This is a genomic window from Bacillus sp. LK2 (assembly GCF_001043575.1).
Classification (GTDB): domain Bacteria; phylum Bacillota; class Bacilli; order Bacillales; family Bacillaceae_G; genus Bacillus_A; species Bacillus_A paramycoides.
In genome coordinates this window covers 81,765-93,748 of sequence record NZ_LDUK01000018.1, presented here as the reverse complement: position 1 = coordinate 93,748, position 11,984 = coordinate 81,765, and the positions used below count along the sequence as shown (strand labels likewise).

General features: G+C 35.1%; 12 protein-coding genes and 5 pseudogenes. 4 read left to right on the top strand and 13 right to left on the bottom strand.

The features are described from left to right. Positions 1–6: 6 nt before the first annotated feature. A pseudogene (locus tag VK90_RS13230) lies at positions 7–597 on the top strand (dienelactone hydrolase family protein); the annotation flags it as partial. An 11-nt stretch (positions 598–608) separates the two neighbouring features. Next, on the top strand, positions 609–968 hold the full coding sequence (locus VK90_RS28600; RefSeq protein WP_082147913.1) for a hypothetical protein: 360 nt from the start codon (positions 609–611) through the stop codon (positions 966–968). Positions 969–1,092: 124 nt separating this feature from the next. Here VK90_RS28600 and VK90_RS27660 read toward each other — a convergent pair whose 3' ends face one another. The 9 genes and pseudogenes from VK90_RS27660 to VK90_RS13200 form a co-directional block, all read right to left on the bottom strand. Beyond that, positions 1,093–1,263, bottom strand: coding sequence for a DUF3951 domain-containing protein (locus VK90_RS27660; protein WP_000602235.1), 171 nt, complete (start codon positions 1,261–1,263; stop codon positions 1,093–1,095). Positions 1,264–1,325: 62 nt separating this feature from the next. Then, entirely contained in the window at positions 1,326–1,637 is a 312-nt protein-coding gene (locus VK90_RS13225) for an AzlD domain-containing protein (RefSeq protein ID WP_025150586.1), read from the bottom strand. Further along, positions 1,628–2,353 (bottom strand): AzlC family ABC transporter permease, encoded by a 726-nt coding sequence (locus VK90_RS13220; protein WP_048373346.1) that lies wholly within the window; start codon positions 2,351–2,353, stop codon positions 1,628–1,630. Before VK90_RS13220 ends, VK90_RS13225 begins: the two co-directional genes overlap by 10 nt. Then, positions 2,346–3,182: a TrmB family transcriptional regulator gene (locus VK90_RS13215; protein ID WP_048373344.1), complete on the bottom strand. Its 837-nt coding sequence runs from the start codon at positions 3,180–3,182 to the stop codon at positions 2,346–2,348. The genes VK90_RS13220 and VK90_RS13215 overlap by 8 nt, the downstream gene beginning before the upstream one ends. Positions 3,183–3,352: 170 nt before the next feature. Beyond that, a complete protein-coding gene (locus VK90_RS13210) occupies positions 3,353–4,156 on the bottom strand; it encodes a flagellar hook-basal body complex protein (protein ID WP_048373342.1) in 804 nt (267 codons plus the stop codon). Positions 4,157–4,199: 43 nt separating this feature from the next. Next, a pseudogene (locus VK90_RS13205) lies at positions 4,200–5,378 on the bottom strand (ATP-binding cassette domain-containing protein); the annotation flags it as partial. After that, positions 5,379–5,795, bottom strand: a pseudogene (locus VK90_RS30250) (2Fe-2S iron-sulfur cluster-binding protein); the annotation flags it as partial. Further along, positions 5,776–5,967: a hypothetical protein gene (locus tag VK90_RS28595; protein WP_082147911.1), complete on the bottom strand. Its 192-nt coding sequence runs from the start codon at positions 5,965–5,967 to the stop codon at positions 5,776–5,778. The pseudogene VK90_RS30250 and the gene VK90_RS28595, both read right to left, overlap by 20 nt. A 104-nt stretch (positions 5,968–6,071) precedes the next feature. Further along, positions 6,072–6,848, bottom strand: coding sequence for a TerC family protein (locus tag VK90_RS13200; RefSeq protein WP_002171268.1), 777 nt, complete (start codon positions 6,846–6,848; stop codon positions 6,072–6,074). A gap of 545 nt (positions 6,849–7,393) precedes the next feature. On the opposite strand from VK90_RS13200, the gene VK90_RS13195 reads away from it, so the two are divergent. Continuing rightward, on the top strand, positions 7,394–8,506 hold the full coding sequence (locus VK90_RS13195) for an RNA-guided endonuclease TnpB family protein (RefSeq protein ID WP_048373340.1): 1,113 nt from the start codon (positions 7,394–7,396) through the stop codon (positions 8,504–8,506). Between the two features lie 259 nt (positions 8,507–8,765). Here VK90_RS13195 and VK90_RS13190 read toward each other — a convergent pair whose 3' ends face one another. From VK90_RS13190 to VK90_RS13180, 3 genes and pseudogenes are all read right to left on the bottom strand, one after another. Continuing rightward, on the bottom strand, positions 8,766–9,713 hold the full coding sequence (locus tag VK90_RS13190) for a DNA-binding domain-containing protein (protein WP_048373338.1): 948 nt from the start codon (positions 9,711–9,713) through the stop codon (positions 8,766–8,768). Positions 9,714–10,055: 342 nt separating this feature from the next. Further along, positions 10,056–10,412, bottom strand: a pseudogene (locus VK90_RS13185) (chemotaxis protein CheC); the annotation flags it as partial. Further along, positions 10,400–10,936, bottom strand: a pseudogene (locus VK90_RS13180) (MotA/TolQ/ExbB proton channel family protein); the annotation flags it as partial. The pseudogenes VK90_RS13180 and VK90_RS13185, both read right to left, overlap by 13 nt. 171 nt (positions 10,937–11,107) lie before the next feature. Here VK90_RS13180 and VK90_RS13175 point away from each other — a divergent pair. After that, positions 11,108–11,710, top strand: a complete 603-nt coding sequence (locus tag VK90_RS13175; protein WP_048373336.1) for an HD domain-containing protein — start codon at positions 11,108–11,110, stop codon at positions 11,708–11,710. Between the two features lie 38 nt (positions 11,711–11,748). On the opposite strand, the gene hfq is transcribed toward VK90_RS13175, so the two are convergent. Beyond that, entirely contained in the window at positions 11,749–11,937 is a 189-nt protein-coding gene (hfq, locus tag VK90_RS13170; RefSeq protein WP_002171262.1) for an RNA chaperone Hfq, read from the bottom strand. Between the last annotated feature and the right edge of the window lie 47 nt (positions 11,938–11,984).

The window sequence follows — 11,984 nt, the reverse complement described above, 5'->3', positions numbered from 1 at the left end:
CTATGAAGAGAAAAATTAGCTCTCGTTGTTGTTCATGAGATATATGGTGTGAATGATCATATGCAGCATGTTATAGACCACTTCACATCATCTAATACAGATGTATTCTGTCCTAACCTTCTACAACTACAAAATTCATTTCATTATAGTGATGAAGAAAAAGCATATCATCATTTTATAAATCACATTGGATTTGATTACGGAAAAGAAAAAATTGAAGAACTCATCACCAGTCTTTCCAGCAGTTACACACATATTGGACTTATCGGCTTTAGCATTGGTGCGACAATTGCCTGGCTCTGTAGTAGTAATCCAAAACTAGATTTTATCATTGGCTGTTACGGTTCCCGTATACGCGACTATGTTCACATTAAACCTATATGTGCTACATTACTAATTTTTCCTGAAAAAGAAGCGAGTTTTTCAGTACCCTCCTTGATCAAAACATTACATCAACAAAACAACCCGTTATTAGAAATAAAACACCTACATGGTAATCATGGATTTTTAAATCCGTATACAGTAGCATATAACGAACAATCTACAAAGCAAGTATACAATATAATAGATTCATTTCTTATGAAAGCTATCTCGTAAAGGAGTTTCATATGTCACTTACATTACTATTATTCATATTCATAATAATTCCCTTTATTTCAGTATTAGCTCTCATTTTTATGACAGTAAGAAAAGGGACATTTTTAAACCGACCACACTTACAATCATTCATCGTATGCGCTTTATTTTTTACAAATTGGATATTGTATTTAACAAATTTGTATTCATTACTACCTGAGAAAGTTAGTCAGTTTATATTCTTGCCCATTTGGTTTTTTCTTTGTGTTTTAGGCTTCATTGTTTTCGTACGCGAATGGAAAAATAATCGGATTTTCTCCATATCTATCGGGTTTCTTTCTTTTATTAGTTTTTTATTTGGATTATTGTTGTTAGTTCTTTCGGGAATGTAAAACATAAATAATCACCATCCAAACATTAAGAGATATACTTTGCCGTGAGAATAATTGCAGGAATATACTAGAAGAATTATACAAGATGTAAGAATCTAAAAACAGAAGGAAGAAAAGCCCAACATCAACTTTTCTTCCTTCTATTTTTACCTTTAGATTTCACTGTCACTGATTCACAAGGTGTATAATAAATTTGCGGTGTTGCCTTATCAACAAACATCATAAACGTAATGAATCCAATAATAAAGAAAATAAATAGCGTTAATAAAATAGCACCTATCGTTAAAAGTATCATAACACCACCCCTATATGCTTCATGTTATTACACTGTTCGCCATTATATGAATGGAATCCTTGTTAGAAAAAGAAACGTAACAAAATAATCACAATGACTCCTGTTAATACCGTTCCTAATAAACTACGAGTATATATCGCTACGAAAAAAGTCGGAATTGCCGCAATGATATAATCCCACTGCACCGTCTCGTGCATAAATAATACTTGCGCTAAAAGTGCTGCTAATATCGCAATTGGTATGTAATTTAACCATTTCAAACCCCAGTCTGGAATTTGTAGTTTACTAAATACGAGTAGAGGTAAAATACGTGGTACGAGTGTGACAGCTCCTGCCGCAATTAAAAGTAATAATATATCCAATCTTATTTCCATTTTTCAATCACCACCCCAATTGTCGCAGCTAACAGCGTTGCGATAATAACTGCTATACTATCTGGCATAAACAAGTGTGAAACGTATGCAATAATAATAGCTACAATTGCAACAGTAAGATGAATTGCTAGTTTCGGTTTACTACTTATTAGCTGAAGAACAAATAATCCGATAAACATTGCTGGTAGTGCATAGTCCATCCCGTATGTATGAGGATCTGGTATCCATTCACCAAAGAGCCCGCCGATAATTGTAGCGATAATCCAATTTAAATATGCCGTTACGTTTAGTCCCAGCATCCACCTTTCACCTAAATAGCCTTTTTGCGCTGCGTGCTGCACTGCAACACCGAAAGTTTCATCAGTAATTTGCGAACCGATTATTAAGTTTTTAAATAGAGGAATTTTCGTGAAATAGGGTGCAAGCGCAGCGCTCATTAATAAGTGGCGTAGATTAACAAAAAATACTGTAAAAATGATTGCTGAAGCAGGTGCACCGGCTGCATACATACCTGCTAATATAAATTGGGCGGAACCTGCATAAATTAAAGTGGACATAAAAGCAATTTCTATAACGGAGAAACCAGCTGTCTTTGCAATAACCCCCGCTGCTATACCGATGCTTAAATATCCAAATACAGTTGGTAAACAATCCTTTACGCCTTGTTGAAATGTATCATCGCTCTGCAATGTTATATGTGCCTGAGCTTTACTCACCTTTTTCTCCCTCCATTTCTTCCATACTACGTTTCCCTGTTACAACATGAACTAAATCTATATTTTCACGCCATAATGTATCTAGCTTATCAGCACCAAACTCTTTCGTAATTTCTTCCACCATAATATCGTGCCGAACATACTCTGTAGCAACGAGAACTAAAGCTGGATCATATGTTGTAACTGCCCATGAAGTGCTATCATTTGAAAAGTTAGCAATTAAAACTTCTTCTCCATCACGCGCGATAACAGTTAAATGACCACCCATTCTCTTTTCAACAACGTGAGGCGTCATATAATTATGATGAAATGTCGCTCCTATTTTTGTTTTCGGAGCACCAAATAAGATTGAAAATATATGTACTCCTTCCGCTTCCCTTTTATGAATAAACGGTTCAATCTCATGCACTTGATCTTCCCATACAGAAATCCATAACTCTTCCTTCGTCCTATTAATTATATTGCATATTTCTTTCAAAACACGGTCATTTGAGCGAATATGCGAAATTACATCTATTTGTCGCTCTTGCTCTAAACAATTTAATTTTGCATTTAAAAATTCAAAAGACCTTTCAAAGTCTTTTCGCATTCGATCCATTAATTCAGTAGCTGCTACAGGTACGTATTTCACTGGCTCAGAAGGAACTAAATGCACTGCGCCTTTATCCATCAACTTACCAAGTACCTCATAAATCATTGAACGGGGTACTCCTGTTTGTTTACTAACTTCATAACCTGTTGCTGGATAATGTTTTAATAGACCAATATATGCTTTACATTCATACTGAGAAAAACCTAGCTTATGTAATTCCTTTATAATTTCATCCATTAGTAATCCCTCACAATCTCTATAGCTCTAAACTTCACTCCCCAATAGTAGTTATTGCTATAGCTACTAATATAAAAAAGAAACCTCATACAGTCAACTGATAATTCTGAATTTTTAACCGAAACTTATTTTTACTCATAAAAGAAAGACTCCCGCTATCGGGGAGTCCCTTATCTCAATATTTCATTCGCTTCTTTTTCATAAATTTTATCAAATGAAGTCATAAGACGCTGCGATGCTTGAATCATTTTTTGATTCGTCATTAAATCTGCCATTTCTTTCGTCATATCTACATTTGAATTTTCTAGCATATGATTACGTACTGCCCCTGTTCCGTTCGGTAAATCAGCAACGTTTCCTTCTGCTAGTGTAAAGCTTTTATTTTCACGTTGCACAAGGCGAGCTTTCGCTTCTGCATCTACCGATTTTGTCTGCAACTGTGCAATTACTATTCGCTTAATATCCGGGTCCTGCAGAGTTCCCTCGTTAATTTCTCTATAAATTTCCCCATTATTAGATACGAAAAAATCTATATTTTCAGGAATACGAATACGTTCATTATTCACGTCCATTACGAAAGCGCCAGACGATGTTTGTAAATAACGCTCACTATTTATTGTGAAATTTCCATCTCTTGTTAAAAATGTTTCATCATTTTTTGAAGTAACGAAAAATGATGATGTGCCTGCTGCACCGTCATCTATAAAGAAATCTGTAGGGCTATTTGTAATTTGTACATTTCCTTGCGCTAAATTCACATGACTCGCAGCTGGTACGACAGCGTAATCGACCGAACCGATATTTGTCGTAGCCCCGTCTCCACGGCGATATGTATCTTGTACATCAAATACTTTAGAAGTCATGTTTTCTGCTTTAAATCCTGTCGTTTGGGCATTTGCGACGTTATTCGCATGAATATTTAAACGTTGCATGTAATTCATCATACCCATAGAACCTATATAAAGACCGTTCATACTCGTTTGAATAAGGCAAGTGCCTTATTCTTCACCTCTTTTCTTACGATGTTTGTAACATTTGTTTCGCTAAATGTTCAGCTGTAGCGATATGCATATGTTGCTTCACGTCTTGTCCATCTGTCATTAATACAATTGGGGCTGATGATACAGCTGGAATTTTCAACAACTCACCACTACTTGCTGTTTCATCAAATTTCGTAAATACGATACCATCAATATGAATATCTTTAAAGTTCGTAATGATTTCAATCATATCTTTACTTTTCATAGAAGCTGATAACGTTAAACAAATATAATCTGGCTCTACTTGCCCCATCGTCTCGATCATTTCTTCAACCGTTTCTGACGTACGATAATTTTTTCCCGCTGTATCAATTAAAATATAATCGACGCGCGCTTCTTCTTTAAAATAAGTAAGCGCCCGTGTCATTGCGGATTCATCTCGCACAGCAATTACTTCTGATCCGATTGTTTTTACGTAATCTTGTAATTGCTGCACTGTCCCAATGCGAGAGTGGTCTGTTGTAATAAAACCAACCGTTTTTTTCTTCCCATGAAACTGCCATGCCATTTTCGCAAGTGTCGTCGTTTTTCCGACTCCAGTTGGACCGATTAATGCAATTGTTTGTACCTCTTTTTCAAATACGTTTTCCGTATTGAAATGAGATCTCATATCTTCCAATATGTATCCGATCACTTCTTCTTCCGTAATCATCGTTGCACTCTCAAACTTCACTTTTAACTTTTCAGCATATGCATGAATAAAATATTGTTCCACATCATTTTGCTCTAACATCCGAATTACTTTTTGAATAATAAACGGTACAGATTCCTGCTTTTCGTTTTTTATAGCTACCTCTTCTTTCTTTACAGGAATAGCTTGTTTCACAGCAGGTTGTTTTTTCGTTACTTTCGTCTCCTCCGTATGTTTCACAACGACGATTCCTTTTTCAAACAGTTGTAATAGTTTTTCTTTTTTTCTTGCCCATTCTTCACTATTTCCTGTTTGCATCGCCGCGTACGACATAGAAGTCGTTACATTTTCTAAATTGTGTAGTACCGATTGAATCCCATTCGCCTTCACGATTTCTTCAGAAGGCTTACCTACAACATCCATTAATTGTTCATGAAATTGAGCTACGCCTTCGTTACTTTCTTCCTGTTTATCTTCAGGAAAAGCGACTAACATTTCATAATTCTTTTTCAAAAAAAACGGGATAAATGGGTGAGACATATCAACTTCATTTGCATCAACTTTTGGCTCGTAAGGATATTTTTGATGCTCTATTTCCATTAATTCTGCCGTATTATGCAATTTACAGTTCCCGTTATTGTTGTCACACACCGTACAATAAAGTAAATGATTTTCCAATAAGCGGTCCATCACCTCATGCTGCGCTGCCTTCGCACTAATAGAGGACAACTCAATATTCATACCGTCCGTCACTACTGTAGAACACGAACGTACCAGCTTTCCATTCACTTCTACAATACAAGTATCACACGTTTGAATCGGATCCACTTCCGGCACGTAACAAATTTGTGGATGTTCAATTTCGTTCTCATTAATAATGCCTAGTATAGTTGAACCAGGCTCAGCACTATATTCTTTGCCGTCAATTGTAATATGAACCATGCTGTCGTTCGTGGTTCCTCCCCCTTTTTGAGAATAAAAAAACTCCACCACGAAAATATACGCACCACATTTTTGGTACGTTATCATCATGGTGGAGTAGTTTATTAGCACATCTTACTAAAATACCAATCCATTTATTCATAAATAAAATGATAGATTCATAACAGGTCATATCACGATTCCATCTTTAACACTGTAATTATAGCGTTAAATTGAAAAATACACAATATAATTATCGTTAAAAAGAACAAAGCACATAATGCTCTGTCCTTTTTATTACCTTTCAGGATTATTCTGAGCTGACTTATTTCCCGGTGCAAACCAACCAATTAGTGCAATACCGACTAATACTCCGTAGAAGATTAAAGTCCAAGTTGTACTGTGCGGGAAATCGTGGTTTAAAATACCAATATCCTCATGAGCAAGTGTAATTACAGCAAGTTTGACGCCGACCCAGGCAACAATTGCATATGCTGTTGTTTCCAATGCTGGACGTTTCTCAAGTAATTGTACAAACCAAGTTGCCGCAAATTTAATTAAGATAAGTCCAGCAATCCCTCCGAGAAGTACAACGATGAACTGTCCTCCATCCATACCACCGAAATCTTCTAGCGGTGAATCCGGAAGACCGAGGGCAAGAGCAACCGCAGCTAATATTGAATCGATCGCAAAAGCGAGGTCAGCTAATGCAATCTTTCCTACTGTGAACCAATAGCTTTTACCTGCCGCTTCCTTTTCATCTTCCTCATGAATATTTTGATTGTCTTTTCCGAATTGCGCCTGAATGACATGCTTTAATCCTAAGTAAAGAAGATAGGCTGCTCCTATCGCCTGTATCTGCCAAACATTTGCAATAAATGAAATGGCAAAAAGGGCTGCAAATCGAAAAGCGAAGGCCATAATGATCCCGTAATTTATAGCTCGTTTTTTCTCTTCTTCGGGTAAATGCTTGGCTATAACTGCTAGTACAAGGGCATTGTCAGCCGATAACAATCCTTCTAATCCGATTAGAATTAATAATGCCCAAGCATACTCTAGCCATATTGAATCCATCCGCTTCTCTCCTTTCTAAAACTAAAATTAGATAAGTGCTTTGCTATCAATAGAATTTCCTATTAAGCCAAATTAAATGCTAAAATTTATGGCTAAAACATTTTGACAGTTACTTTGCTGTCCTCTATTTGTTATAATTTCAACAAAAAAACAGGTTTATATTGCGGTTTTCATCCATATCAAAGCCGTAAACTAATGATATGGACTGTTTTTCCAAGTCAAGTCGATAACTAATTTATTGTTAACCATAAATTATTAATTTAACGCATTATCCGAAAGAAGTCTCCTTCCTCAAGCGTTGTTAAGGACAATAGTCCAACGGTAGGTGGGAGATGAATTTCGGTTTGGTGTAGCCAAAAAAAATTGGTTTTCCTATTTATTTCGCCTCTGATATAATCAGCCTTATAAGAGGTAAAGTTTGGTATAACAATGAAATTAGATAATAATAACGCAGTGTTCATGTAGTGTTATCACATTTGGTGGTTCGCTGTAGATAAAGTAAAGCAGTCTATGGGAAATCAAGGTAAAAAGTGAGATGAACTGATATGACAAAGCATAATAAGGCATACAAATTTCGTCTGTATCCAACAGAAGAACAAGCAAATCTGATACGTAAAACTTTCGGGTGTGTACGCTTTGTGTATAATAAAATGCTGGCTGAACGGAATGAAGTATACGAAAAGTATAAAGAAAACAAGGAAGAACTGAAGAGACAAAAATTCCCTACTCCTGCGAAATACAAAGCAAAGTATGAATGGTTGAAAGAAGTCGATTCGTTAGCGTTAGCAAACGCTCAATTAAACTTGCAAACTGCGTATAAGAATTTTTTTAGTGGTCAAAGTGATTTTCCTGCATTCAAAAGTAAAAAAAGTAGAAAATCCTATACAACGAATAGGGTAAACAGAAATATTATGTTATTTCATGGTTATATTAAATTACCGAAACTGAAAATGGTACGACTGAAGCAACATAGAGAGATACCGCAAAACCATATCATCAAATCATGTACAATTTCTATGACACCTACTGGTAAATACTATGTGTCCATCTTGACTGAATATGAAAAAGAGATTGTACAAAAAGAAGTAGAAAGTGTGGTTGGATTAGATTTCGCAATGGCTGAATTGTATGTGAGTAGCGAAGATGAGAAAGCCAATTATCCTCGCTTTTATCGTCAGATGTTAGACCGATTAGCAAACGCACAACGAGTATTAGCAAGACGTGTGAAAGGTTCAGCGCGTTGGAATAAACAACGCGTTCGTGTAGCTAAGTTGCATGAAAAGGTCGCAAATCAACGTAAGAATTTTCTTCATCATAAGTCCAAAGAATTGGCTACGAATTTTGACGTTGTAGCAATAGAAGACTTACATATGAAAGGAATGTCACGAGCACTTCGCTTTGGTAAAAGTGTTGCGGACAACGGTTGGAGGATGTTCACAACATTTTTAGCATATAAGCTACAAGAACAAGGAAAACAACTTGTAAAAATAGATAAGTGGTTTCCTTCTACAAAAATGTGTAGTAGTTGTGGAAGCAGAAAAGATATGTCACTATCTGAACGCACGTATGAGTGTACTTGCGGACTAAAAATAAGTCGTGACTATAATGCAGCTATGAATATCAAAAAGGAAGCTATACGCTTATTAGCGTTGGCATAAATAGTAACAAAATAACCTTTGGAACAAGGGAGTTAGCTCGGCTGTCCTAGGACGAATTCGTTAGCTATCAAAAGTAACGATTAACCGAGAAGCCCCCACTTCAAGTAATCTCGTAAGAGATACTAAGTGGTGGGTAGTTCACGTTTCACTAATAATGTTTTTACAAAATACATTTTTCTTTTTTTAGAGCGATTCCATACAAAACAAAAGGGAAATACATATACACTATGTATCTCCCTTTTATTTTGTACCCAATTTTTTATTGTGTTACGGTCATAACTTGTCCACTGCGGTCAACCATAATTTTCATTTTGCCGTCTTGTGCGTTATATAACCCTAGCTTCTGTAGATCTTGTTTGCACTCTTTTACGAAGTAAGGCAATGTGCGAATTTGATCGATGTCAGAGCTCGTAATGAAATGAATTAAATGATGCGTCATTTCTTTAATATTATGAACAAGTTCTTCTTTCTCTCGCCTTAATCTTTCATTTTCAGCCTGTAGCGACTGTAATTGCCCTTCAAGACCACGTGCATTTTTTTCATCTTTCGAACGATCTGCAGCCATGCTAGAAAGCTTATAAATCCCTTCCATGAACTGGTGTAATTCATGTTCTTTCTTTTCACTACATTGACTAATAGTTTCAAAGTTGTCAACGATACCTGATATAACTGTTACGAGGCTTTTTTCATCCTCTTCACTTCGAACGTCTTCTTTTACTTCTTGTTTGCTTTCTTGTTTCGTCTGGGCAATCGTCTCTTTTACAGATATATATTTTCGTTTTCGCCCCGGCTTTTGTTTTTCAATATTTTCAAACGGGATCTCTTGTTTTTTTAATTTATAATACGTGTTTTGCAATTGGCTTTCCGTTTTTTGAAAAATATTCAGTTCATTTTTACTAACATATTTTGAAATATTTACGATGTTTAAGTCATGACGTTGACAAAATTGATATACTTCATACAATAGTTCTAGTTCAGACTTCAACCAAGTAATCGCTGATTTTTCATATACTCGCATACCACCATTTTTTTCTATATCTATTTGAAATAATACCATTCTATTATATAAATCAATTAGCTCTTCATACCCTATTCGGAATTGTTTCTCTATTTTTTTAAATTCCGCTTCTAATTTCATATCGTTCGTTTTATTATTTGAAATGTTTTGTAAAAGACTTAATACATTAATTGCTGTGTGGTGATACATAATCTGTGCCACTCCCCTCATCCTCTCACAATTCTCATCGGACTCCTATGTCTTTTAAGAAAATAGAAATTTTTGCATATCCATATTATAACATTTCAGAATTATCCGTCAAATAATCAACATACAAAAGGGTATAAAAAGTATCAAAAAATGATTTTTAACAAATATTAAAAAATAAAAAATGGCTACTCAAAATATTATATCAGCAAAACTCCACTTAATTATATTATACGGTATTTAGAATATATTTTCACCGAAAAAGTTTACGTCACCACAAAATCTTATAGCTAAAATAATTGGACATCAAGTAAGAAAACCCTCACCTTTATAGTAAAATATCCATATATATATCGGTTCAACTTGTTTGACTTCTTTATATTCAATTGGCTGTACGACTGATGCAGGAATTTCTTCCTCTTCAACAACTTCCTCAGCTATTTCTTCTTGCTCTTCCACCATCGGATAAAGAAGTCGTCTAACCATTTCTTTTGCTTCTGAAATTGGTAGTATTTGATACATCTTTGATTGAAGTAGATCACCAATTTCAAGATTGAATGTAATTTGAACGAGCTCGTCCACTTCCATCGTTTCTCCCAAATATTCCATTTCTTCTTTTAACGAAACAAATTTAACGTCTGGCGGTGTCATATCCATTTTGTCTTTAAACATTTCTGACATTGCTTTTGCAGCATCCCCCACGCTGGAGCGAAATCACCGATTTTATCTAATAATGTTGCTCCTTTTCTTAACTCATACACCTCTGTTTCAACATCCTTCATTAATACTTCTTTTAATTCTGCTTCATCATATCCACTTAACATTAAACGAATCCCCTTTTGAATAAAAGGATTGTCTACTTGCTCTCCATCAACTTCTAATGAGAGTAAACCATGTTTTTTAGACTTTTTCGAAAAATCAACGAACAAATCCGTTAACTGTTCTAAATCCTCCTCTCTTCTATGTAAAACAGTAAAAATACTTTTCGTATATTTTTTTATTTCTCCAAATCTATATGCCACCACAATTGTCGCTGTTGTTCCCCCTATAACAATTAAAATAGATGAAACATCTAAAAAATTTTTAAAAGCGTTTATTCCACCACCGCCAAGCATGATCGCCGCAATTACAATGACAAAACCTATTAAAATGCCAAATGGGCTAGAAATATCAAACTTTCTCTTTTTCCTTTGTGGCCTAACTAACACTTGATTTTCGTCTCCCATATTCCTGCCCTTCCTTTTCGTTTTTATAAAACATTTTTTTATTTTAATAATACGTTTTCATATATAATAACCATTATACGACTATCATCTATTTATCGCAATATACTCATAAAATTGACACATTTCATTTCTATACTAGAATTATAATATAGCAATGTGAGGAGGATCCCTATGGAACATAATATTTTACAGGTCATTGCATTAGCAGAAAAACTAAAATACGAAATGCGACACAGCTGGCTCTCTAACGGACGTCAAGAAAGTGTTGCAGAACATACATGGCGTATGTCGCTAATGGCCATCTTAGTTGAGCCTTATTTAGATCAAAAAGTAAATATAGAAAAATTACTTAAAATGGTCATTATTCACGACCTTGTTGAAGCTGAAGCAGGTGACATCCCCGCCTTTGACACGATGAATAGCCGTGAATTACAATTACAAAAACAAAAAAATGAGCAAGAGGCCATTTTAAATATTAAACGTACATTAGAAGGTCCTCTTGGGGAAGAATTACACGATTTATGGATGGAATTCGAAGCGAAAGAAACGTATGAAGCAAAAGTTGCTAACGCGCTTGATAAACTTGAAGTGAAAATTCAGCATAACGAAGCTGACATTGATACGTGGCTACCAATTGAGCATAAGATGACTTTCCAAGTTGGTAAACATACAGATTTTGACTCTTTCTTATCCAAATTACAAAAACTCATTGAACAAGAAGGAGAAAAAAAATTACTCGCTGCTGGCATTGACGTCGAAGCTTGCAAACAGTAACCGTTTAATTATGAAATAAGACACTCAAAATGAGTGTCTTATTTCATAATTGTTGATACTGCCTGTTTGTAAATAAGTTGTTGCTTCCCATCTACTAACATTAAAATTGTAAATTTATCTACCCCAACTACTTTTCCTACTATTCTTACTCCGCTCTTTAAAAATATAGTAACTGTACCTTTTTCTTCTTTTATTTGTTTATACAATTCTTCTTGTAAACGTTCCAATAACTGTTCTCTCCTTTGTAAGTAAATAATCCTAATATAAAAACTAA